The 25,265-nt window shown below is 47.3% G+C and carries 18 protein-coding genes; 8 read left to right on the top strand and 10 right to left on the bottom strand.

The annotated features are described in order from the left end of the window. The first annotated feature begins 118 nt into the window (after positions 1-118). From K7B07_RS00950 to K7B07_RS00930, 5 genes are all read left to right on the top strand, one after another. Positions 119-1,288 carry a hypothetical protein gene (locus K7B07_RS00950; protein WP_223706625.1) on the top strand — a complete coding sequence of 390 codons (1,170 nt, stop codon included), beginning with the start codon at positions 119-121 and terminating at the stop codon, positions 1,286-1,288. A 238-nt stretch (positions 1,289-1,526) separates the two neighbouring features. Next, positions 1,527-2,885 (top strand): AAA family ATPase, encoded by a 1,359-nt coding sequence (locus K7B07_RS00945; RefSeq protein ID WP_223706623.1) that lies wholly within the window; start codon positions 1,527-1,529, stop codon positions 2,883-2,885. Positions 2,886-2,894: 9 nt separating this feature from the next. Beyond that, on the top strand, positions 2,895-3,749 hold the full coding sequence (locus K7B07_RS00940; RefSeq protein WP_223706622.1) for a DUF4435 domain-containing protein: 855 nt from the start codon (positions 2,895-2,897) through the stop codon (positions 3,747-3,749). Positions 3,750-4,377: 628 nt separating this feature from the next. Further along, a complete protein-coding gene (locus tag K7B07_RS00935) occupies positions 4,378-4,848 on the top strand; it encodes a hypothetical protein (protein ID WP_223706621.1) in 471 nt (156 codons plus the stop codon). Between the two features lie 420 nt (positions 4,849-5,268). Then, entirely contained in the window at positions 5,269-5,883 is a 615-nt protein-coding gene (locus K7B07_RS00930; RefSeq protein ID WP_223706619.1) for a hypothetical protein, read from the top strand. Positions 5,884-6,669: 786 nt separating this feature from the next. On the opposite strand, the gene K7B07_RS00925 is transcribed toward K7B07_RS00930, so the two are convergent. The 7 genes from K7B07_RS00925 to K7B07_RS00895 all read right to left on the bottom strand — a co-directional run bounded on the left by K7B07_RS00925 (position 6,670) and on the right by K7B07_RS00895 (position 18,289). Beyond that, positions 6,670-6,987 (bottom strand): GIY-YIG nuclease family protein, encoded by a 318-nt coding sequence (locus K7B07_RS00925; RefSeq protein WP_223706617.1) that lies wholly within the window; start codon positions 6,985-6,987, stop codon positions 6,670-6,672. A 654-nt stretch (positions 6,988-7,641) separates the two neighbouring features. After that, a complete protein-coding gene (locus tag K7B07_RS00920; protein WP_223706615.1) occupies positions 7,642-8,916 on the bottom strand; it encodes a multidrug effflux MFS transporter in 1,275 nt (424 codons plus the stop codon). 517 nt (positions 8,917-9,433) lie between these two features. Next, complete coding sequence (locus K7B07_RS00915; protein ID WP_420847737.1) at positions 9,434-10,870, bottom strand: efflux transporter outer membrane subunit; 1,437 nt, start codon at positions 10,868-10,870, stop codon at positions 9,434-9,436. Between the two features lie 463 nt (positions 10,871-11,333). Continuing rightward, positions 11,334-14,501 carry an efflux RND transporter permease subunit gene (locus K7B07_RS00910; RefSeq protein WP_223706611.1) on the bottom strand — a complete coding sequence of 1,056 codons (3,168 nt, stop codon included), beginning with the start codon at positions 14,499-14,501 and terminating at the stop codon, positions 11,334-11,336. Between the two features lie 211 nt (positions 14,502-14,712). Continuing rightward, entirely contained in the window at positions 14,713-15,888 is a 1,176-nt protein-coding gene (locus K7B07_RS00905; protein ID WP_223706609.1) for an efflux RND transporter periplasmic adaptor subunit, read from the bottom strand. 204 nt (positions 15,889-16,092) lie between these two features. Beyond that, positions 16,093-16,689 (bottom strand): TetR/AcrR family transcriptional regulator, encoded by a 597-nt coding sequence (locus K7B07_RS00900; protein ID WP_223706607.1) that lies wholly within the window; start codon positions 16,687-16,689, stop codon positions 16,093-16,095. A gap of 553 nt (positions 16,690-17,242) precedes the next feature. Then, positions 17,243-18,289 carry a hypothetical protein gene (locus tag K7B07_RS00895; RefSeq protein ID WP_223706605.1) on the bottom strand — a complete coding sequence of 349 codons (1,047 nt, stop codon included), beginning with the start codon at positions 18,287-18,289 and terminating at the stop codon, positions 17,243-17,245. 115 nt (positions 18,290-18,404) lie between these two features. Here K7B07_RS00895 and K7B07_RS00890 point away from each other — a divergent pair, with 115 nt between their 5' ends. From K7B07_RS00890 to K7B07_RS00880, 3 genes are all read left to right on the top strand, one after another. Continuing rightward, positions 18,405-19,181 carry a hypothetical protein gene (locus K7B07_RS00890; RefSeq protein ID WP_223706604.1) on the top strand — a complete coding sequence of 259 codons (777 nt, stop codon included), beginning with the start codon at positions 18,405-18,407 and terminating at the stop codon, positions 19,179-19,181. A 52-nt stretch (positions 19,182-19,233) separates the two neighbouring features. Beyond that, on the top strand, positions 19,234-19,509 hold the full coding sequence (locus K7B07_RS00885) for a helix-hairpin-helix domain-containing protein (RefSeq protein WP_223706603.1): 276 nt from the start codon (positions 19,234-19,236) through the stop codon (positions 19,507-19,509). Positions 19,510-19,592: 83 nt separating this feature from the next. Then, positions 19,593-20,240 (top strand): hypothetical protein, encoded by a 648-nt coding sequence (locus tag K7B07_RS00880; RefSeq protein ID WP_223706602.1) that lies wholly within the window; start codon positions 19,593-19,595, stop codon positions 20,238-20,240. A gap of 48 nt (positions 20,241-20,288) precedes the next feature. Here K7B07_RS00880 and K7B07_RS00875 read toward each other — a convergent pair whose 3' ends face one another. From K7B07_RS00875 to K7B07_RS00865, 3 genes are all read right to left on the bottom strand, one after another. After that, positions 20,289-21,872 (bottom strand): alpha-L-arabinofuranosidase C-terminal domain-containing protein, encoded by a 1,584-nt coding sequence (locus K7B07_RS00875; RefSeq protein ID WP_223706600.1) that lies wholly within the window; start codon positions 21,870-21,872, stop codon positions 20,289-20,291. A gap of 74 nt (positions 21,873-21,946) precedes the next feature. Further along, positions 21,947-23,566, bottom strand: coding sequence for an alpha-L-arabinofuranosidase C-terminal domain-containing protein (locus K7B07_RS00870; protein ID WP_223706598.1), 1,620 nt, complete (start codon positions 23,564-23,566; stop codon positions 21,947-21,949). Positions 23,567-23,597: 31 nt separating this feature from the next. Beyond that, on the bottom strand, positions 23,598-25,232 hold the full coding sequence (locus K7B07_RS00865) for a RagB/SusD family nutrient uptake outer membrane protein (protein ID WP_223706597.1): 1,635 nt from the start codon (positions 25,230-25,232) through the stop codon (positions 23,598-23,600). Positions 25,233-25,265 lie beyond the last annotated feature (33 nt).

Genomic DNA, 25,265 nt, shown 5'->3' with positions numbered 1-25,265 from the left:
AGAACGGTTGCGGAAGGAATAAATTTTTCACTAGTAAAAACTATTGTATTGCTGTGTAAGCGTTTGATAATTGATGCAATCAGTAATTTAACAGCAATAGTTATATAATATTACAATTATGTCAGGAACAAAAAAGAAGGTTGCCGCTAAACTTGAAAAGAAAGTAAGGAAACGTAGAAATTTTCCAAATGTAGGTTTTCAAGAATGTTTTGATTTTGCGAGGGTTATTTATGAATTGGGAGCTGGGCAAAAAGTAAGACGGTTGACTGCCTTTGAGAAAATTGAAAAATCTCCCGATAGTGGACCCAGTCGTATGCTAGTCACCAATACTAATAAGTATGGTTTAATTATTGGCGGCTATCAAGCTGACTTTTTTGAATTAACAAAAGAAGGAACGCTGGCTGCAAATAATGATATTGAAGATCAAATTCAATTGCGGGCAAAGTTTGATTTGGCATTTACAAAGATTGATATATACAACCAATTATATAATCGATTTGTAAATAATAAACTTCCTTCTCATAGTGTGATTGCGGATATTTTAAGTGAATTCGTAACTGATATTGAAAAGGATGAAACAACTGCAATTGTTGATACATTCATAGTTAATCTTAAATATTTAGGATTACTCAGAACTATTTCAGGCGCTGAAAGAATAATTAGTATAGAGCACGTCACAGATGAATTGCCTAAAAGTTCTAAGTTGCCTACAAGTATTAGTCAGAGTCAAACTGCTAATGAAACTATTGACTTAGTTCATACTTCATCAGCAAATGGAGTGAGTAAATATGAGAGTTTCGAAAACCTCTGTTTTTATATCACTCCAATTGGTGAGGAAAACTCGGAACAGAGGAAACACTCCGATTTATTCTTAGAAGCAATCGTAGAACCTGCATTAAAGCAATTGAACTTGGAAGTAAAGAGAGCTGACCATATCGACAAGCCCGGAACAATCACTAAACAGATTATCGAGTATATTTCAAAGGCTAAGCTCGTAATTGCTGATTTGTCCTATCATAATCCCAATGTTTTCTATGAGCTAGCACTTCGACATGCTTTCAGACTACCAACCGTACAAATTATACGAAAGGTAGACAGAATACCATTTGACCTAAATCAAACCAGAACGATAACAATAGACACAACTGATATTTACTCTCTAGTACCTAAAATAGAAACATATCGCTCCGAAATAGCAAATCAAGTCCGACAAGTTTTAAATGATCCAGATGCAGTTGATAATCCAATTGTAACAGTTTTTCCAAAATTGAGTATCAAAATACAATAATGTCTTACTATTGTAGAAGGTTTCAGGTCTGTGCGGCTAGTATTTGATGGACGCAGCTCTGTTCGATGGGGCTCTTGAATTAAAAAAAGTGTATTAGTGGATCCCTAAAATTTTGAAAGACTACTTAATTAATGCATCGAAACTCCTTGGATAGCTATAAGTATAGTAAGCATACTTATATTCTAAAAAAATATTGGAGGATAATAGCTAGTTTTATAAGTTTAAAAGTATTATTAGTATGCAAATTAAAAATTTAGAAATTAAAGGACTTTACGGGTATATTAATAAAAGTATTACGTTTAATAATGATTTGACGCTTTTGGTCGGAATTAATGGATCAGGAAAAACGAGTATTTTAAATATTGTTAATTGGATTCTTCGTCCTTCTATAGCGCATTTGTGTGTAACTGAATTCAAAAGTATTAAACTGTCTTTTGTATTTAAAGATGTAGATTATACAATTACTTGCCGGCATAATAGTAATTCGTTTGTGTATTCTATTCAAAATGGTCGGGAGAAACTTTCTCCACTACGCGTTAGAATGAAGGTTACTCCTTTAGAGATAAAGAATGATGAAACTTTGAAATCAAGCCTTATCCAACAGTACGCAAATCTTGGGCCCGATCAGAAAGAAAAAAATACCTGGGATTTAATTGCAACGTTTCCGAATCCAACTATTATAGGACTGGATAGGACTTTATATACAGAGGAGTCGGAAAAATTGTTTATAGATGAATCTATTCGTGGGAAAATTGTAAAAGGAAGCTCTATTCAGAATTTATCTCCCTTAGACAGAGTAAAGGAAATTGTAAATAGAGAATACCGAAGACAAAAGAATTCAATTTTGAACTTAACTAGTAATTTGAAAAATCACTTGATGCTTTCCACATTTGCAGGAAGTATTACTTTGGAGTCTTTTAATTCCGGGATAAGGCACAAATTAAATCTGAATCAAATTGATGGTGCTGAAAAGCGCGTGAATGACTATTTTAATAATATTGAGAAGAGTTCACTTAGTGATGAGGATCAAAAGACGATTACTAGATATTTTGCACAGTTAAAAGAAATTACTACGAAGTATCAAGCAAACCCAGATAATGAAAGTATAAAACTTCTTTATGGATTAAATGCAAGCCAATTTGTAAAGGTTAATAAACTTTTAAAAGAGTTTGAGAAATTTGAGATAGAATCAAACAAAGCTTTGCAACAGATAAACACGTATATTAGTACGTTGAATTTCTTTCTAAAAGACTCTTCCAAGCAGCTGCTTTTTAAGGAGGATACTTCGGAGCTTTCCTTTCATACCATCGATAAAAGCGGTAAAATTGTGACCGAATTTAAAGACATTAAGTTCTTGTCGTCTGGAGAACAACAGATCTTGATCCTTTTTTCGTATATAGCTTTCAATAGCCAAGATGGAAAAATATTTATTATTGATGAGCCTGAATTGTCGCTTCATATTAAATGGCAAGAAGATTTTTTACATCAGCTGGAAAACGTCACTCCTCATGGAACACAGTTGATTCTGGCAACTCATTCGCCAATTCTTGCTAATAAAAAAAGAGATAAAGCAAAACTTTTACTCCCATATAATTAACAGACGACCATGACTGACGGATTTCCAGAACTAACAGATTCTTTTCTATCTGGCCAAGATATTTTATATGCACAGTTTAACGAAATAGAATTTTATGTGGAAGATGTTGAACAAGAGCATTTCTATTTTAATATTCTTCGAAATTTATTCCCCGATATTAAGTTTGAAAAGATTTTTCCCTTGAATGGTAAAAGTAATGTAATCAATGGCGCCAGAATGAATACGAGAGATAAAAGGAAGATTTATTTGGTTGATTTGGACTTTGATCATATTCTAGGTACTATTGAGGATGTTGCCAATTTATTTTACTTGAAGAAGTACTCAATTGAAAATTATTTGTGTACAAAAAGTGCAATATATGAGCTCATTCGTTCTAAGACACCAAAACTTAAAGATGCTGACATCGATGCGTTATTCGATTTGGATTCATTGCTGGCGAACTGTATTTATTGTTTAAAAGAATTAGCATGCAGTTTTATCGTTATCCAGAAGCACCAATTGCAACATTATTACTATGTACTTAATGTCAACAGAGATTTCGTTTTTGATGACCCTCCTGTGTATAGACTAAATTTTGTAAAAGACTATCTTCATGAAGTTGAAATTAGGCTTAAGATGAAAGATCGACGTTTTTCCCTCAATAGTCAGATAAATAAATTCTTTAAATTCTTTAATGTTTTTACCGATGCTCTATCTAATATTCCGGGAAAGTATATTTTACTTTTTTTAAAGGAGAGACTACAATCGTTGAAGCTGATTAATCAAATGTCAATGGACACGTTTACCTATAGTTTATCTAAAGATTTTGAAAGCGATGAACTTACATATTTAAGGTCATGTGTTGTTGAATATATTAAGGAGTAGAAAGGTCAGTGGATGATGTGCCTTTTATTTTTAGTGTTGAATATACTATCTATTCTGAATGATTTATAGTTTGATTTTTTGCGCAGATTAATATTTCTACCTCTTAACCTCCCTAAAAAACTCCTCAAGCGTTAAATCCCTTGCCGTACACATTTTGTGTAGAGTATAAAGCCCTATTTTATAGGAGGTTTTTTTATAATCAATGATTTGCCTTATAGTTTTTTCGTCCACGTCATGCTCATCAGCAAAGGAGCGCATGGAGCCTTCCCATTGGGCTATCCACTCCTTATTAATGTAGTTACATATATCGGCGCTAAGATCAAGCATTAAGCAAATAAAAATATTATAAAAAAATATTTTGCGGATTTTGCCCCGCATTTGAGAAAAGTAATGTATATTTGTTTTGAATAAAATATTTTTGCGATTACTTCATAAAATTAGTTGAAGCATTCGCTTTGAATCTCGCTTTTGAAAACTGGTAATTTTTAACACACGAGATGATAAGCAGAATAGCTCACGACCTAGGCGTGAGCTCTCTTATCTGTGTGTGGGTATACCAGTACCTCAAAAGCGGTAAGTTGAGCGCCACGCCTTTTTTGTGCAGGTGCCCAGCATAAAACCTATTGTTATGGATAACGCCGTTGCTACACCCAACACCTTTAACGAAGCACAATGGCTGCAAGTGCTGTTCCTGCTGGCAGATACCCAAAGCTGGCTGCACCAAATGCAGCAGGGCCTTATGGGCCAGCTGCCCGTAAAGCACCGTAAAAAGCTGCTGCGCCAGGGCTGGTACCTGAGCGCCAAAGTGCTGGCGCATATTTTAGAGCGCCATTATTACAAAGTGCCGCGCCACCCGCTCACCGGTAAGTTTACCCTGCCCATACCGCAGCTAGTAGCCTGCATACGGGATGCCGCCCGGCAGCCGCCGGAGCCGGTGCCCCGCAGCTGCCACCTGCAACGCGTATGGGATGCGGGCACGCCCGTGGGCTACGACCCGGCAGGCAATACCGTAACCACCCTTACCGTTATCGCCACCACCAGCGGGGAAATAATGACCGCCTTCCCCGGTACCATGCAAGTGCAGGATAGTTCCGGATGATATCATTATTAGTTCCGCCGGCTTCGTGTTTATGATAAAGACAACCATCCCGATGGAAATAATTCATATCCGATTGAGCAAAGCTGCTTAGAAGGCGTCCGCAAAAGCAGCAAAAGGAAAAATCAAGCGAAATGGCGTTCCGCCCCAAGCGCAACAAAGCCTGAAGCGCCGGATTTTTCTGTTCCTGCCGGCAACATTGAAGTCTGGTCCGAATTAAGAATAGTCAGGCAGGATTTGCCTTTTTTGCGGACAAGATTTTTGCTCCACTTTTCATCGATTGGAAAAGTGGAAAAAAGAAAAAAATAGAATATCGATTATGCACGTAAAACCTGCAGGGCTTCTTTTGATAGGCATAGAGATTCCTCCGCTACGCTGCGGTGGGAATGACGAGAAACAATAATTCACCTAAAAACAAACTCCATGAAAAACAAATCCCCAAAAGATCCGTTTAAAACCCATTGCTGGGCCTATACCATAGTCACCGACCCCTACCAGGTGTTTGCAGAATGCTTCATTTTTGCAGACATCGGTTCTGTAAAAAAGACCATCCGGCAGGTGCTGTGTTCCGTAGACCGCAAAAAAGTGCATAAAAAAGACGAACCGGCATCGGTGCTCGACCTGTTTAATGCAGTTACTTCAGTGATCCTTGCCGCGTGGGAGCTGTACCGGCAAAAGAAAACGTCTGCCCTTAAAATTGAGCCGAGGCAGTTTACAGACAAGCGGCTGTATGCCCGTCCCGGTACAAACTGTGCAGAATGGGACTACCTGCCCAAAAACCTGTCCGCCGGGGAGTATCAGAATCCCTATAAAGTATTCAGCCGTTTTTTTAAGCACGGGGATGTAACACAGTGGCGGCACCATATAAAAGAAGTATTGAGTTATGCGCTATCCAGCTGCACCAATGATTGTGAGCTGGACCTATTAAAGCTGTATTTACAGTTAACCCGGCTAATGGAAGCCGCGCATTTAATAGATGTGCGGGAGGTATTGCATATAGGCGGGCATCTGAAGCCCGCGCTGGTAAAGGAGGGGTGAGGGGGGATGCTTTTTCCTGTCATGGTGAGCCTGACATAGTGAGCTTGTCGAACTATGGATGAAAAAGTTCATTGTCATGGTGAGCCTGACGAACCCTGCCCGTTCCGTTCAGGCGGGCATGATTGAGTTGGTCGCCCTTACCCGAACCGAATGTCGTCACCCTGAGCGGAATGTAATGAAGCCGAAGGGTCTCACAATTGTCGTGGCCTTCTGCGTTACAGAGATGCTTCGGCTGCTCCCGGCCTTCGCCGGGATTCGCTCAGCATGACGTGAACCCTGTTTCGTCACCCTGAGCGGAATGCAATGAAGCCGAAGGGTCTCGCAATTGTCGTGGCCTTCTGCGTTACAGAGATGCTTCGGCTACTCCCGCTATCGTGGGATCCGCTCAGCATGACGCGAGCGTGCTTGTAGTCCGTCACCCTGACCACAGCGAAGCGGAGTGGAAGGGTCTCCGGATTGTTGAGGCCTTCGGTATTGCAGAGATGCTTCGGCTACTCCCGGCCTTCGCCGGGATCCGCTCAGCATGACGTGAACCCTGTTTCGTCACCCTGAGCGGAATGTAATGAAGCCGAAGGGTCTCACAAATGTCGCGGCCTTCTGCGTTACAGAAATGCTTCGGCTGCTCCCGGCCTTCGCTGGATCCGCTCAGCATGACGCGAGCGTGCTTGTAGTCCGTCACCCTGACCGTAGCGAAGCGGAAGGGTCTCCGGATTGTTGGAGCCTTCCGTATAACAGGGATGCTTCGGCTACGTTACACTCCGCTCAGCATGACGGAAGTATAATTATTCAATATAAAAGACTATATATCTCCTTAGAAATTTCCTCATTAAAAACCTTCCAATCCGGATTTTTTTGTGTGATCAATTGTTCTTTCTTTTTCCTAACCCATCCCTTCAACTGTTTTTCCCGTTCTATAGCCGAGTTGATTGTGTCGAACCACTCGTAATAAATGAGGAATGTTACATTGTATTTGTCTGTAAAGCTACCGGGTGTTTCGTGGTGTTCATGTTCCCATAACCGTGCCCGGAGATTGGACGTGACGCCGATATAGAGGACCGTCCTTGTTTTGTTTGTTAGTATGTATACAAAACCTCCTTTTTGCATGATACAAATTACTAAAATAATTTTGTTTCGTCGCTCCGGGCGGAATGCAATGGCGCCGAAGGGCCTCGCCGATATTGAGTTTTTCGATAGGGCAAAGATGCTTCGGCTGCGCTCAGCATGACGTGATCGTGCTTGTAGTCCGTCACCCTGAGCGTAACAGAGTGAAGCCGAAGGGTCTCGCAATTGTCGCGACCTTCCGTGTTATAGGGATGCTTCGGCTGCTCCGCTGTCGCGGGATCCGCTCAGCATGACGTAAATAAGTTCTGTTTAGCATGACGTGAGTGTGGTTTTATTCCGTCACCCTGACCGTAGCGAAGCGGAGCGGAAGGGTCTCCGGATTGTCGGGACCTTCTGTAGTATAGGGATGCTTCGGCTGCTTCCGCTGTCGCTGGCTGCGCTCAGCATGACGTGAGTGTGGTTTTATTCCGTCACCCTGACCGTAGCGAAGCGGAGCGGAAGGGTCTCTGGATAGTCGGGACCTTCTGTATTATAAGGATGCTTCGGCTACTCCCGCTGTCGCGGGATCCGCTCAGCATGACGTAAATAAGTTCCGTTCAGCATGATGCGAGTGTGTTGCAAAAAACAAACCAGCGGGAACAAAGCCCGCTGGTTGCACAGATGCAGACAACTTGCTGCCTCAGTTTATCCATACTACTATACCATAACACACGCCTCTTCCTCTGCCTGTTCTGAAATCGTTTCCGCAGCTGCTTCCGCTTGCGGCAGCTGCTTTACCCGCCGCTGACCGGCCAATAGGATGATGAGTGCCAGCAATCCGCTGGCGGCAATAATGATGGCCAGCGGGGCCGGTGTTCTGTTGGCAAACACACCGGTAAGGGCCGCAGCCAGCGCGCCCAGCCCCATTTGCAGGGCACCCAGCAGTGCCGAAGCACTCCCTGCCTCCTTACTAAAAGGCAGGATGCTGAGCGCCGCTGTATTGGGAGAACTGATGCCCAATGTGCAGAAAAGGAGAAAGATAACTGCAATAGTGCCATACAGTCCTAAAACGCCGGTGATAATACCCGCCAGCAGTACAAACCCGATGATGGTCTGCAACAGGATGGACGCGGTAACCAGCTGTTCGCTCGAATATTTTTTTAATAAGACCGCGTTTAGCTGGCTGCTGCCGATAAGCCCTGCCGCAATAACGGCAAAGATGGCGCCGTAGGCGGTTTTGGATACGCCAAAGTATTCCATAAACAAAAAAGGCGAGCCGGAGAGGTAGGCAAAAAGCCCCGCAAAGGAAACGCCACCCGCAAACGCATAGGTAAAGAACTGCGGATTTTTTAATACCCCGCCAAAGGCGTTGAGTATGGGCCGCGGCTTTAAGGATACGGATGCATCCGGCGCGCGGCTTTCCCGGAACCGGAAGATAACGGCGGCCAGCGTGGCGGCGGCTATAAGCGCCAGTATAATAAATACATCCTGCCATTGATAATAGGCCACCACGTAGCTGCCAAAGGTAGGCGCCAGGATGGGGGATACCCCTAACAACAAAATGAGCAGGGACAATACTTTGGCATTATCCTGAAGCGGGAACAGGTCGCGGGTAATGGCCCGCGGCGCTACCATGGATACGCAGCAGCCCAGGGCCTGGATGAACCGCAGCACGATCAGCGCCTCCGGTGTGCGCACCAGTACACAACCAATGGAGGCGGCAATATAAATGACCAGCCCGATGATGAGCGGGCGTTTTCTGCCATAACGGTCCAGCAGCGGACCACTGATCAGCTGCCCGATACAAAGCCCGATGAAAAAGCTGGACAAGGAATAGGAGATGGTGTTGATGGACGTATGCAGGTCGGTTGCCATAGCCGGAAAGCCGGGCAGGTACATATCTATGGAAAACGGACCAATAGCGGTGAGTAAGCCAAGGATGGCGATGAGCACCACCCTTGTGCGCTTATTGGTAATATCTGTTGTTTGCATAAATGAGTTGTTTTTATTCAATGCACAATATTTTTTTCGATGTCGTCCTGAATTTTTCGATGTCGTCCCGAGCCTGACGAAGGAACCTGCTGTCACCCTGAGCTTGCCGAAGGGCGACCCTCACAATTATGGTTCGTCAGGCTCACCATGACAGTGAACTTTTTCGTTCACAGTTCGACAAGCTCACTGTTCGTCGCGCTCCCTGCCAACCGGCTATTAATGACAGCGCTTCTAAAGTAGTAAAACCTGCTGTCACCCTGAGCTTGCCGAAGGGCGACCAATAGAATCATGGTTCGTCAGGCTCACCATGACAATGAACTTTTTCGCCCACAGTTCGACAAGCTCACTGTTCGTCACACTCACATTTCGTCGCGCTGCCTGCCAACAGGCTATTAATGACAGCGCTTCTAAAGTAGTAAAACCTGGTGTCACCCTGAGCTTGCCGAAGGGCGACCACACAATCATGGTTCGTCAGGTTCACCATGACCATCAGCTGGGAAAAAATACAACGCGCACTTTATTTCCATCCGCCGCCCAGGGAGCGGTACAGGTCTACCGCAGCGCTCAGCTGCAAACGGTGAATGTTGGCGAGGTTAAGCTCCGACTGCAATACATTGGACTGTGCAGAGAGCACCTCTATATAATTGGCCATACCGCTTTTAAACAGCAGCCGCGCATTTTTTATAGCCAGCTGTAAGGTATCTGCCTGGTTGCTGGCAATGGTCTTTTGCTCCTTTAATTTTTCCGTGGCCACCAGGGCGTCCGATACTTCGCCAATGGCAGTAAGTACGGACTGGCGGAACTCCAGCACCGATTGCTCCCGCTGGATCTTTGCCGTTTCCAGCTCCGTCTTTAACCGGCGCTGCTGAAACACGGGTTGGGTAACATTACCCAATAAGGTACCAAACAGCGACGCCGGTATATTGAACCAGTTGTTGGACAGATACGAGTTTAGCCCGCCCTGCGCAGTGATGGACAGGCTGGGGTACATATTGGCCTGGGCAATGCCGGCCTTTGCATTGGCGGTGATCAGCTCCATTTCTTTAGCGCGCACATCCGGCCTGCGGCTAAGGATGGCAGAAGGAATGCCGGGTGTTAGCCATTGCGGCACATCGGAGTTAAAAAGTCCCTTGCCCCGCTCCACCGGGCCGGGCAGGCTGCCGGTTAAAATGCTTAAGGCATTTTCCTGTATGGCAATGTTCTGTTCCAGCTGGGGAATAAGCAGGGCCGTGGATTGCTTTTGCGCTTCCACCTGCTGCACCGCCAGGGTGGTTACCTCACCCGCGTTGCGTTGCAGCTGGGTAAAGCGGAGCGTGCTGTCTGTTAATGCCAGGTTCTTTTTGGCAATGTTCAGCTGCTCATCCAGCATCAGCAGGTTGTAATAACCCTGTGCAATGCTGGCTACGATCTGCGTCTGCACGGCTTTTGAAGCCTCGTAGGTTTGCAGGTAACCGGCCATGGTCGCTTCCTGCTGGCGGCGGATCTTGCCCCAGATGTCGGCCTCCCAGGTAAGGGTAAGGGCGGCATTAAAATCTTCCACATGCTGCTTTTTTATAAAGCTGCCGATGCTTAACCCGTTTAAGCTGTTATTGGACGGGTTAGTGGTTTGCCCGGTAACGCTAAAGCTGAGCTGCGGCAGTTGTAACAGTTTGGCCTGCTTTAGGGTTTGCTCAGAAGCGGCTACGCGCTTCAGCGCAATCTGCAGGTCGTAGTTATAACCGATGCCTTTGCTGATGAGGGTTTGCAAAGCAGGGTCTGTAAAAAACTGCCTCCATTCCACATCGGCAATGCTGCTGGTATCCGCCGTGGCCACCGCGCGGAACTCCTGCGGCAGCGCCACTTCCGGGCGTTTGTAGGCTTGTCCTACTTTACAGGAGGCCGCCGTAACCAGTAGTGCGATCACCGGCAGCAGGTATTGCAGGGAATGTCTTCTTTTCATATTTAAATAATTCATAGTTGATTTTGATCCTTTTGAAGAACTTTTTATGATGCTATTTACTTTCTACCGTCATGTTGAGCGAAGCGGAGCGTAGTCGAAACATCTTTGTGTTATCATACCGTCCGATATTTGTGAGACCCTTCGGCTTCACTTCGTTACGCTCAGGGTGACGGAACATGGTTTGTGTCACGCGATCCTGGTAATGAAGCTAATTGCGCTTCTGTCATGCTGAGCGGAGTCGAAGCATCTCTGTGCGATCATACCGTCCGATATTTGTGAGCCCCCCGTCCGAACGGAGTTCATCCGGGCGGGCTTCGGCTTCACTTTGTTGCGCTCAGGTGACGGAACGATAATCACGTTTACGTCATGCTGAGCGAAGTGTAACGGAGCCGAAGCATCTCTTCGGATTGGGAGCCCCTTCGTCAGGCTCAGGGTGACATTGCTCTTTGTCATAGTGAGCCTGACGAGCTGCGAGCTGCTATCCCAGCTCCCAGTCCTCCTCATTATCATGCACCCTGTTTGCTACAATTTTTTCCTGCAAATACTGGAAGATGATGTACAGCACCGGGATGATGAACACACCCAGCAACACCCCGGTAAGCATGCCCCCTACGGTACTGTAACCGATGGAGTGGTTACCGATGGCGGAGGCGCCTTTTGCAAACACCAGCGGCAGCATACCGACGATGAAGGCAAAGGAAGTCATCAATATCGGGCGCAGGCGCAGCCTGGAGGCTTCCAGTGCCGAGGCTACAAGGCTCATGCCTTTTCTTCGCCGCTGTACCGCGTATTCCACAATAAGGATGGCGTTCTTGGCCAACAGCCCGATGAGCATGATCAGCCCGATCTGTACATAAATATTATTTTCCAGTCCGGCAAAGCCGATGAATAGAAATACCCCCAGTATACCCGCCGGTACGGTAAGGATCACCGCCAGGGGCAGCACATAACTTTCGTACTGCGCGGCCAGCAGGAAGTATACAAAGATGATGCTGAGCAGGAAGATGTAGATCTGCTGACTGCCCGCGCTCCGTTCCTCCCGGGTAATGCCCGTCCACTCGTACGAGTAGCCTCTCGGCAGGGCCGTCTTCGCGGTTTCTTCAATAGCGCGGATGGCATCACCCGTACTAAAGCCGGGCTTGGGCACCCCGTTAATGGTAACGGCATTAAAGAGGTTGTTGCGGGTCACCGTTTCCGGACCAAATACCCGTTTCAGTTTTACCAGTGTTTTAACCGGTACCATTTCGCCCAGGTTGTTCTTTACAAAAATGCCATCCAGCGAAGCCGGGTCTTTACGGTAGGGGATATCCGCCTGCGCCATTACCCGGTAGTATTTACCAAAGCGGTTGAAGTCGGACACAAAGCTGCTACCAAAGTAGATCTGCATGGTCTGCATCAGCTCGCTTACGGATACGCCCAATTGTTTGGCTTTTATAAAATCCGTTTCGATGGTATACTGCGGGTTACCGGCAGCAAAGGTGGTAAAGGCATACGCTATTTCCTTCCGCTGCATCAGCGCGCCGATGAAGGCACCGGCGGTGTTGCCCAGCTTTTCCAGCGGACCATTGGTACGGTCCTGCAGCATAAACTCAAAACCGCTCACGTTACCAAAGCCCTGCACCGTGGGGAAGTTGAAGAAGAAGGTATTGGCATCCTTTACGGAGGTTACCTTACCGGTAAGTGCTCCAGCAATTTCATCCGGGTTCGTCAGCTTGCCCCGTTTGTCCACATCCTTCAGCCGGATAAAGCCTGCGGCATAAGGAGAGGCGCTGGCATTGCTGATAAAGTTCAGCCCGTCGATAACCCAGAGGTTATTGGTAGACTCTTCCTGTTTGATGATCTTATCAATAGCCGCTGTGGCTTTGTGCGTGCGGTGCAGCGAGCTGCCCGGAGGGGTGTTTACGGCGTAGAGCACGAAGCCCTGGTCTTCCGTAGGAATAAATCCGGTAGGCGTTCTTTTGATCAGCCAGAAGCTGACCCCGGCAATGAGCACCAGCGCGCCGATGGCTACCCATTTCCGGCGGATGAGGAACTTCAGACTGCCGATGTACCGGTTGGTCAATGTGCGGAACCCGGCATTGAACGCGGTAAAGAAGCGGCCCATAAAACCTTTCTTTTCGTGCGGGTGTCCTTTTTCGCCCGGTGTATGCGGGTTTTTGAGGAACAAGGCACAAAGAGCGGGACTCAGTGTTAACGCGTTTACCGCGGAGATGAGGATGGCGATGGCCAGTGTAAAGGCAAACTGCCGGTAGAACACCCCTGCCGGGCCCTGCATAAAGCCAACGGGCACAAACACCGCGGCCATTACCAGCGTGATGGAGATGATGGCACCCGAGATCTCGTTCATGGACTGCACGGTGGCCTTACGCACCGGCATATCCTTATGCTCCATTTTTGCGTGCACGGCTTCTACGACCACGATGGCATCATCCACCACAATACCAATGGCCAGTACCAGCGCAAAGAGCGTTAACAGATTAATGGTAAACCCAAAGAGCTGCAGGAAGAAGAAGGTACCCACAATGGCTACCGGCACGGCGATGGCCGGTATCAGCGTGGACCGGAAGTCCTGCAGGAAGATGAATACCACGATAAACACCAGTATAAACGCGATGATCAATGTTTCCCTTACCTGGTGGATGGAGGCATCCAGGAACTCCTTGGAGTTGTACATGGTAATGGGTTTGATGCCCTTTGGCATGGTGGTGTACAGCTCTTTCAGCTGACGGTCCACCTCTGTAAGAATGTCGTTGGCGTTGGAGCCTGCGGTCTGCAGAATGGCGAAACCCGCTACAGGCTTGCCATTCAGCCGGGCGTTGGCGTTATAGGTAAAGGCGCCAAATTCCACACGGGCCAGGTCCTTCAGTTTTAGTACGGAACCATTGGCGTTTGCTTTTATCACAATGTTCTCATAATCCTCGTTCCTGTTCAGCTTGCCCTTGTACTTTAATACATATTCAAATACCTCATCGCTGTTCTGGCCCAGCCGTCCGGGAGCGGCTTCCAGGCTCTGGTCCCGGATGGCGCTTAATACATCCTGGGGCGAAAGGTTGTTCGCCGCCAGGCGGTCGGGTTTCAGCCAGATCCGCATGGAGTAGTCCTTGGCGCCAAATACCTGGGCCTGGGCCACACCGGGGATCCGCTGTATCTGCGGGATCACGTTGATCTTCAAATAATTTTCGAGAAAGAGCTCATCATACTGGGCACTGTCTTCACTGTAAAGCCCGGTGAACATGATAAAGCTGTTCTGCACCTTTTGGGTGGAAATGCCCGACTGCACCACTTCCTGTGGGATCTGGTTCACGGCTTTGGAAACGCGGTTCTGTACGTTTACCGAAGCGATGTCGGGGTCGGTACCCTGTTTGAAAAACACGGTAAGGGTCATGGTACCGTCGTTGCTGGAGTTGGAGGTCATGTAGGTCATGTTCTCCACACCGTTGATGGCTTCTTCCAGCGGGGTGGCCACGGAGCGCGCCACTACCTCACCGTTGGCACCGGGATAGGTGGCGGTAACCTGCACACTGGGCGGCGCAATGTCCGGGAACAGGGTAACAGGGAGGGCAAAGAGCGAGAGAATACCCAGCAAAAGCAGGATAATGGAAATAACCGTAGATAATACGGGTCGTTGTATAAATTTCTTTAGCATGATAGGGAGTTGTAAGTATGCTGTGCGTAAATAATTGGGTAAAAGGATCCCGGAGCGGCAGGGGCTGCTGCTTTTTCGGGGCTGCTTTTACAGCGGTGTGCTGTTCCGCAAAAAATAAGTAGTGTAAAGTTTCCCGCAGAGCCCGTAGAATAGTGCTGATCGTAATAATGTTCTGCGCGCTTCTGCGAAGTCTGCGGGAAGCCGAATCTCTTTAAATCGGATTTGCTTTTAACACACTGTCGGCCGAAACCACCTGGGGTTGTATCTGTACACCGTCTTTTAAATTGCCGGTGCCGGAGAGTACGATCTTTTCGCCTGCGGAAAGTCCTTTGTTTACAAAGTAGTAGTAGGAGGTTTTACCGGAAACGGCAATGGGTTTGCTGGTTACCTTGTTGCTGCTGTCTACTGTAAATACAAATACTTTATCCTGGATCTCGAACGTGGCTTCCTGTGGCACCACCAATACTTCATTAAAGAGCTGTGGCAGGCGGATCTTACCTGTGTTACCGCTTCTTAATATTTTATTGGGGTTGGGGAAGGCCGCGCGGAAGTTGATGGCGCCGATGGTCTTGTCAAACTGCCCCTGAACCAGCTCTATCTTTCCTTGCTGCGGATAAACGGTATTATCGGCCAGCAGCAATTCAACAGAGGGAACGTTCTTCAGTTTCTGCTCAATGGTTTCGCCCGGGTATTTATTTTTAAAGGCAATGAAGTCGGGCTCACTCATAGAGAAGTAGGCGTACATCGTGTTCACCTCGCTAAGCACGGTAAGGGGCTGTGTTTCCCCGCGGCCTACCAGGCTACCGGTTTTGAACGGAATGCTGCCGATATAACCGCTCACCGGTGCTTTGATCAGTGTATAACCTACATTGATCTGTGCACTGCCTACCGTGGTTTTTGCCTGTGCCAATGCCGCTGTTGCTGCATTGTAATTGGCCTTTGCGGTTTTTAATTGCACGTCGGAAACAACATTGTTGTCTACCAGCGGTTTCAGCCGGTCCAGCTCTACCTGTGCTTTTTGTACATTGGCCTGTGCTGCGAGTACATTGGCCCTTGCGTTGTTCAGCGCTTCGTTGTACAACTGGGCGTTGATCTTGAATAAGGGTTGCCCTGCGGTTACGTAAGCGCCTTCATCTACATAGATCTTCTCCAGGTAGCCGTCTACCTGTGGCCGTACTTCCACGTTCACCTTTCCTTCCAGCGAGGAAGAAAATTCCTGATAAACGGTTACGGGTGATACGGGTGTGCCCATTACGGGCAGCGCCGGTGCCTGGCTTTGCGGGCTTGGATTTGCTGAGCCGCTCATGCAGCTTTGCAGCGATATAGAAAGCGCAATAAGCGCGGGTATAATAATGCTTGTGGGGATGGTATGGTTGTTTGCTTTCATCTGTAGAGTTGTTTTTTGAGTCAAAGAAATATAAGTCCTGCCGGGGTACATACCGGAGAAAGGCGCCCAGGGTATTGCCGGGGCCAGTGATCCTGTTTATAGTGCAATTCCTGCGTATTACGGAACGGCAAACCATTGCCCGTTGTCATTCCGCAGCGGAATACACTAAAAAATAATTGCTATTTGAATTGTTGTCTTTTTGGCTTAAAGATTTTCTATAATGTTCACTACCATTTGATCGAGCACCGATACGTTCATTGTTTGCGGAACATCGGCGCTTCTTGCGATCATGATTGAAGTAAAACCATGTATTGCCGACCAGAATGCGTGCGTTTTATAACACGCGGATTCAATATTGGTTTTCTTTTCAATGATTATTTTTTTTATGATTTCATAAATTATATCCTGTAAGGCTCCAAATTCTGTTTTCATCTTTCCTTCTCCGCAGCAGGGCATTCCCACACCAAACATGAGCTTGAAATAACTCCTGTTCTTAAGCGCAAACTTCCAGTAGGTATCCACCAGCGCTTTCAGCTCCTCCCGCGGCGATTCTTTTTTTGCGATGGCTTTGTGGATGTTTGCCAGCAACAGTTTAAAACCGTCCTGCGAAATCTCAAAAAGAATGGCCTCCTTGTTGGCAAAGTGATCATAGATCACCGGGGCGCTGTATTCAATAGCATCGGCTATCTTCCGTATGGACAGCGACTCCCAGCCTTCATTCTTTACCAGCTGCAACGCTGCGTCAATGATCTTTTTCCGGATCACTTCTTTTTCTCTCAATTTGCGCTCTGCTACACTCATAAAAAATAAATTTACCTAACAGTGTTAGCAAAGTTAACGGTGTTTTGAAACTACTTCCAAATTTTTTTTGAAAAATGTTTGCGGCTCAAACGTTTGTTAGTGCTGCACCGTTGGCAACTGATTTCTTAAAGTGTTGTAATTGTAGACAAAGCGCATGTGAACGATTAATACACTTCTTTAAAAAAGGTAACCTGGTTTTCTGTCCGGATTTCAAAAGTAAATCAAAAAACTAATAAACCAAATAATTACTTTGTTTATTTTCTGTAAAATAATTGTTACGAAATAGCGCTGTTTTATTTGGAGGTCCGAAGCTAAAACGGGGCAGTGACAACAGTATGTCAGGATGGGTTTTGAGTTTTGTTGATTGTTGGGTCGGACGCAAAGACCGGCAGGACCCGAATCATTACGAAGTGGTTCGCCAGGTGGCTTTATCATCCAAAAGCAGCGAAACCATCAATGGACAAGAATGCTTTTGAAACAGCTCTGTTTAAAGAGCGGTATACTTTTCAATGACAGCCGTAGATTTCCAGGATCATCAGTATGGTGTATGGCTTCAGTGATAAGATGTATAAGTAACCTCCAGCACCCGGTCTTCAAAATAATCTGCCACTTTGGCCAATGCCGATTTGCGCTGAATGGATTTTAAAAAGCCATTGGTATCGTAAGTCATCGTAAGGGCACTTACGATCTGACCACCCCATTCATTTTCCATGCGCACCAGGTTCTGGTTTTTGTCGTAACTGTATTGCTCATTCCGTGGATCCGGCCGGTTGGGGTTTTCCCGTATCCCGGTCAGTAAACCCTTCTGGTAACTGTAATATTCGGAAGGAGTCAATTTGGCGTCGCAGTCCCTGTGCAAAAAGAGGAGCACCGGAAGCCCATTCTTATAGTAATAAGTCTTGCGACTGCTGCAGGTGTCCTTGTCCTGGAACTTCTTTTTAAAATCGAATAGTTCGGTCTGTTCTTCAACATTAGCGCCGTTCTCCGTATAGTACCGGTAATGCCGCGAAGAGAAATCATTTTCCGCGATCTGCTTTTCGTAAAAAGCATCATCCGGGGCATTCCCTTTTATAAGAGCTGTATAGGTGCCGGGCACGGTCCGGTAGTTCATAATGCTGCCTTTTTGCGACCGGCCGGGCAGATCCGCGTCCAGGGTAAAATTCCGGATAACGGAAAGTTTCCCTTCTTTGTCGTAGGCATATTTACCGATCCCTACAAGCCCGTCGTGATAGTCAATCTGAGCGGTATAGTCCATACTGCCCGAGGTCGTATAGCCATAGGCGGTATAAAATACCGTGTCTGTTTTTTCGTCCTTCCGCTGCAGGGTAATAAAGCCAGTGGTCCTCCCGTTGGTGTCAAAAGAATAATGGTAGTCGCGCCCCGCCCGGCCTTTGTCGCGCAGTACCAGGTTTTTGATCTTTTTAGCTTTTATAAAATCCGGATTGAAGGAGAACACCGTTTTGGAAAAATAGCCTTCCTCTTCAAAAGGCGTTACCTTGTAAAAAGGTATGGTTTGAGCATGAGTTGTGTAAGTCGCGGTTATAGAAATACTGGTAAGGAGGCCGGCCAAGAACAGTGCGTTTACAGGAAAATGCGTCATGCTGCAAAAATAGTTTTCTGCAGGGAGCTGGAAGGTTTTTATTTGAATCGTATCTTTTGAAGATTATAAAATGGAATGATGAAAGATTGTATCTTGCTAAGGCAATTTATTTTATATGTTTCGTCTTTTTCCTAAGAAAAGCAGGGAGTGCCCCATAGATCCGGATATGCGTCTCTGGATGGAGCAGGCATTTTTATGGCTGACCAGGCAATTCAGGGAAATCGCCACCCGGCCAATGCTCTGCCCGACACCTGAATGTTTCCCCATCCGGTACGACGGCTCAAAAGAATCGCTGTTAAAAACCGGGGAGATTATTGCCCGGCAAATGGATATTGACATTAAAACAGTAAATCTTGAGCTCTACGATGAGCATATCCGGCAACTGAGCAACGGTTTTGGACACGGGGTCTGGACTGCTGTGGATAAGGATGATGGTGGTACACTTACTTCAGGATTATATTTTGATAAAAATAAAAAAGGAATCTATGATATCCTGATCGAAAAAGGAAATCTAAACAACCCGGAAAACCTGGTGGCGACCATCGCACATGAATTCTCCCATATAAAAATATTAGGCGAAAAAAGACTGGATTTTAATGATGAACAGCTGACCGATCTGACAACAGTGATTTTTGGATTAGGAATATTCAGTGCGAATGCTGCTTTTATGGAATTCAAATCTTTTAACCAGTACGGACATAGCAGCCTGGGGTATTTAAAACAACGCGAATGGGGATATGCGCTGGCGTTGTACGCGTATTTTCGAAAAGATTCGGTTTCGGATTGGGTAAAGTATCTCACTCTTAATATCCGATCGGACTTTAAAAAAAGTATGGATTTCATAAATGCTAATAAGGACCGGATTTTCATGGAGCCCTATATCAAGAAATAGCCTTGTAAGATCCAGCGCGGCGATTTTAGTGAGGCAATATTTTAAAAAAACAATGGAAAGATCATCGATCATAAAAGAACTGACCCGGATACCGGGTGTCGGAAAATCGATTGCCACCGATCTATATAATATTGGCATCCGGTGTATTGAAGATCTAGAAGGAAAGGATCCGGAGCAGCTTTACAATGATTCGAACCGGTTTGTCGGCTGCGTGCAGGACCGGTGTCTGCTGTATGTATTCCGGTGTGCCGTCTATTTTGCAGAAACACCAAAGGAGCGACAGGATACGGAAATGTTAAAGTGGTGGAACTGGAAGGATCGGAAATGATTTCTGTTCCTGCCTGGGGATTTTTAGTTAAACAAGTATCCGTTTCGAGATAACAGTAATTTTACCAAAACAGCATCGTTTACATGAAACATCCATACCTGATCCTGGCCATTATCTTAATGGTAACCTTACTGTTGATTTTTGACCGGCTAGAGTTGAAAGACCGGCGCATGCGGGACGGGTCAGCTATAAAAGATCCTGCAGACGGGTCATTACCTGAAGATAAAGTTGCCAATGATAAGCTGATTGTTGTGGAAGGGATGAATGAAGACCAAATAAAAGGAATCATCCGGGATTTTTGCGGGTGGCATAACCGGGAAATGCTGCAGTTGATCCCGGTTGTAACAAAAATGACGGATCAGCTGTTCGCGATCACCTTTCCGTATGATGTTTCTTTTGATATCTTTTGTTTTCTTATAAGCTATCTGAATTATCCCAAGGGATATACTCGGCGTTTTCATACGATGGGCTGGGCTACCACACGGTTAGCAGATATGTGGATGACGGAAGAAAATGCCGGCAAACAGGTGCTGTTATTTGTTCCGGATCGTGAAACGGCGTACGACCGTGTTTTTATGACGACTGCTGATCAGACCACCTATCAGCTTGGCTTTGCTGAAGAGGCGGCACAGTTGCTGCAATATCCTGATATGTCGTATCGCATGCCCCTGTTTACTGCACATGATCTGGCGGGCAGGGAAACGATCGTGGTTTCATTCAATGGGCGATGACCGGAGGGTAGGACTCTCATGAATCGGTTATTTTTACTTTTAAAAATTTTACTGTTGCACCAGCTTTACCAGCACTACCGCACAGGGCAACAGCTTAGCATTATAATAACTTTTTTTGCTGCTTACTGCCCGGGTTTTTGGAACCAGCATATCGCTGTTTTCCGGGCTGTTGAAGGCATTGATGTCCGTATGCTGCAATTCCCATACTTCGGCGGCACGATAACCTTTTGGCAGCGTAAGTGCTACTTCACGATGGGCATTCCAGGAGCGGTTGATCAGTGAGACATAGATGTCGTTGCCCGGAGACTGAACGGCCACCGCATCGATATACGTAAGTTGTTCATTACCCATTTGTATTTCCTTGCAGTCGCCATCAATTGTGGGCGCAGCGGCAGTACCGGTAATGCCCGGACCATTCACCGTTACATCCAGCTTTGAGCCGGTCATCCATTGCCGGTATTGTTTAAAGAGATAGAAGAGGGGCGTTTTTAACGCATTGTCGGTGCCTACCGTGCGGATCAACCCATGTCCGTTCACCGGGAAGATATAATTGGCCATGCCTACCATGGGACTTTGCCGGATGAATACATTGAGCATGCCTGCCGCCACGGCTACATCAAACTGGCGGCGGGGCGACTGGCGGGTGAATTTGTATTCGTTGTTCTGAAGAACAGAGTGCCGGTTGTTCCACTCATCCACGCAAAGCCGCACCGGGTTGCCAGCCTTGCCGCCGTTATAATCTGCCAGTAGTTTACCCAGAGCGCGCAGGTGCGCTTCCATTTTTGCCGGGGCAAAAAGGGTATTGTCCGGGTTCTGGATATGGCCCTCTTTTAGTTTGCTGATCACATAATAATGCTGGGTAAGATAATCAATGTCTTTCCCGCTTTTTTCCAGAACGGTTTTATCCCAGTCCAGGGTATGACCCACGCCCAGCAACCGCAGGCCGGGATATTGACTACGGATGGTACCGGCCCACAATGCCAGCCGGTCGCCATATTCGGTGGCCGTTTCTACGTTGTGCCGACCCCAGGGTCCATAGTTCTCATTGCCGATGCCCCAGTATTGTACATTGTACGGCGCTTTGTGGCCATAGGCGGCGCGCAGTCGCCCGCCGTTGGTAGTATCGGCACTGCCGTTCACATACTCGATCCAGTCCAGCGCTTCCCAAAGCGTGCCGCCGTACAGCGGATGGTTGGCCATATTAAAGTTGATATAAGGCTGCGTATGGATCTCTTTACACCAGTTCAGGAATTCATCTGTGCCAAACTGGTAGTTTTCTTTTCCTTTCCAGGCATAGGTATTTACCACCGGGCGCAGGTTACGCGGACCGATCCCATCGCGCCAGCGGTATTCATGAATAACGGTGCCGCCGGGCCAGCGCATAACCGGTATATCCAGTTCTTTCAACAGCTTTGTTATGTGCGGTTGCACGTTCCCGTTGCCATCCGTAACGCCACCGTAGATCACACTGTCGTTCACATTTTCCAGCATTTGCCCGTAGATCATCGGATCAATGGGGGCGGGTTGCTCCGGGATGGTAATGGTAACCCGGGTTGTTTGCGCCGTTACGGTTACAGACCCGGCTATGGACATCAGCAGGGCGATACATACCGTATTTTTAATTTTTTGCATCCTCTTTCTTTTTACGATTCTCATCTGTTGATTTCTTTTATGCTTGCTCGGAATCTTCTTCCTAGAGCAGGTTGTTATTGTTGTTCCGGTATCAGCTGCAGCATGGCGAAGGCACAGGGCAGCAGCCTGATGGTGATACCGGATCCTTGTTGCTTCACCGGTTTTATCCGGGGCACAACTTCAAAGCGGTTGCCTGCTTCGTTGGACGCATTGATGTTCTTATGATCCAGCGCCCAGATCTGCGTTGCCTTGTAAGCGGCAGGAAGGGCAATTGTAAGCTCCTGTACTTTTTCTGCCGATCGGTTCACCAACGCGATGTGGATCTCTCCCTCCTTATTGAGGACGGCTGCTGCATCGATAAAGGTCAATGGCGCGTTGCCCATTACCACTTCATCACAATCACCGGTAATGTTCAGTGGTACATTTTTTGCATCCATACCCGGACCTTTTAAAGTTACATCTATTTTATGCCCGGTCATCTTTTCCCGGTATTGTTTAAACAGGTAATAAAGGGGGGTAAGGAATGCATCATCCGTACCGACCGTGCGTATCAGCCCATGGGCATTCACCGGGAAGATATAATTGGCCATGCCTACTACCGGACTTTGCCGTATAAAGACGTTCAGCATACCGGCGGCCACTGCTACATCAAATTGTTTCCTGACCGACTGGCGGGAGAACCGGTAACTGTTTCCGTCATAAAGACCATGCCGGTCGTTCCATTCATCCACCGAAAGCCGGACCGGATTGTTTGTGCGCTCTAACGTTTGGTTCATCTGAGTCAGCCGCAGTCCCAACAGTTTTAAATGGGCTTCCATTTTAGCCGGAGCAAACAGGGTGGAGGCCGGCTCCTGCAACAGGCCTTCTTTCACTTTGGCATTTACATAATAGTGCTGTGTTAAAAAGTCGACATGTTTGCCGGCCCGTGCCAGTACGGTATCGTTCCAGCCGGATGTATGGCCGATCCCCAGGAGGCTTAGCGTGGGGAAGCGTTCTTTTATGGCGGATGCCCACAGGCGGAGCCGTTCTGCATAAACGGTGTCCGCATCCTGTATCCTTGCGGCCCGGCTTGGCAGGTAGTTCTCATTACCAATGCCCCAGTATTTTACGGCGTAGGGATCTTTATGGCCATTGTATGCCCGCAATTTCCCCATGTGAGAACTCTCTGGTCCGTTTACATATTCGATCCATTCCAATGCCTCCCGGAGCGTGCTGCCATAGAGCGGATGGGTCCCCATATTCAGGTTGATATAAGGAGTGGTCCCGATCTTCCGGCACCATTGCAGGAATTCATCCGTGCCAAACTGGTAGTTCTCTTTTCCCCGCCAGGCAAGCGTGGGCACTACGGGCCGTAAAGAACGGGGGCCGATCCCATTGCGCCAGTGGTATTCATAAACCACGGTGCCGCCCGGCCATCGCAGCACCGGTACCTGCAGGTCTTTTAACAGGGGAATGACCTGCTTTTGCTCATTGCCCTGCAGGTCGGTAACACCGCTGTAGATCATGCTGTCGTTCACATTTTCCAGCATTTGTCCGTAGATCATCGGATCTACCGAAGCCGGCTCCCGTGGTATGTGAAGCGTGATACTGGTTTTTTCCTGTCCGTGACCGCAGAGCTGCATGGTCGTGAAAAGCAACGCCAGCAGCGGCTTCCGCTTAAATAAAAATGAGACTGTTTTATGGGTTCGTTGCATGAGCTGATAAATACGATAACAAGCCAATAAATTAATACCCGGGATTTTGAGTGAGTTGTTTGTTGGTCTGTATCTCAATATCGGGTATGGGCCATAAATAATTGGCGGGATTAATGAACGTGCGCACCTGTATCACCCGCATCTTGTCCCTGTCTGGTACATTGGCATAATCCGGCGTGCCGTTGGCATCGATAGCGGGTGCCGCAGAGAGAAATCCCCTGGGGTTGCGGCCGTAGCAGGGACCGTTGAGCACGCGGTCGGCGATCTTCCAGCGGATGATGTCGAAATAACGCAATCCTTCACCGGCCAGCTCTACCTTGCGTTCCTTGCGAACGATCGAGCGTAGCTCTGCGGTGGATTTACCTGTGGTAATATCCGGCATGCCGGCCCGTTTGCGGATCTTATTGATGGCCGTATAGATCGACTCATCAGTTTGCCCGGCCTCAATTTTTGCTTCTGCATAATTGAGCAGCACCTCCGCATAGCGGATGATGATCGGGTTGATCTCCGACCGGGTGGCATGGGTCTCCGTAGGGTCCGCATATTTCCGCCAGCAATAACCGGAGAAACTGGCGAAGGTATGCGTGGCATCCAGGTTATCGACCCGCACCGCCGGTGATACATTGTAGTTCCAGCATTTGAGACTGTCCTTATGCGTTTCGAACTGGTAACCGTAATAAACGGATCCGGGCAGGGCAATGGTCTTGGCCAGCCGGGGATCGCGGTTTTCAAACGGATGTGCAGGATCATACCGGGGAGATTTATCAATGGGCAATCCATCCGTACAATCATAGGCATCCACCAGCGCCTGTACCGGTATCCGGTTGCTGTATCCTGCTGCCATCCTGGACCGGAAGGAGAGGGGTGTTTCATGAAAGATATCGTTGTAGTTGAATTGTATGGCCCAGATGATCTCTTTAGAGGTCTTTCCCGCGCGTTGCGCGATCGTGGCATAATCAGGATTGAGCACAAACTCCGTTCCTTCCTGCCCCATTACTTTTTGGGCTGCTTCAATCGCATCGGTCCAGCGCTCATTATACAGCGCCACACGAGAAGCCAGTGCCCATGCGGCCCCGGAGGACAGGTTCATGGTGTTGGGCTGGTTGGTGGCGGGAAGTAATGTAGCCGCCTCCTTAAATTCGGTAAGGATAAAATCCACCACTGCTGTTTTTGCTGTGCGGCTGATATAGGCTTCGTCCAGGCCAAGCGTTTTGGTGACCAATGGTACATCTCCATACAATTGAGAAAGAATACTGTAACAATAAGCCCTTAAGAACCGCGCAGTGCCGGCCACTTTTGCCTTTGACTGATCAGTGGCCCCGGTAACCCGGTCCATATGATCCAGCAGGAAGTTACAACGGGAAATAACGGTATACATCGTATTCCAGATGGTATTTACATCTCCGGAAGTGGGCGTGCCCCAGGAGGCATTGGGTGTAACATCCCGGTTGGCTGCAATGTCCGAATACATTTCAAACCAGATGGCATAAGGATTCTCCCCAAACCGCAGGTTTAATGGTGAAAAGCAACCCACCAGCGCCGCCTGCATTTCGGACTCCGTGGCAGGGAAGGTCTCGGTGGATGGCGCATCCAGCGGCAGCCTGTCCAGCTCCCGCGTGCAGGCCGTCATCAGGAGGATGATATATATAAAGGAGATCTTTTTCATTTGTATCATTTTGAATGTTTAATAGCCATTGGC

It is taken from the genome of Niabella beijingensis (assembly GCF_020034665.1).
GTDB lineage: Bacteria > Bacteroidota > Bacteroidia > Chitinophagales > Chitinophagaceae > Niabella > Niabella beijingensis.
This window is presented reverse-complemented; position numbering and strand designations above follow the sequence as displayed.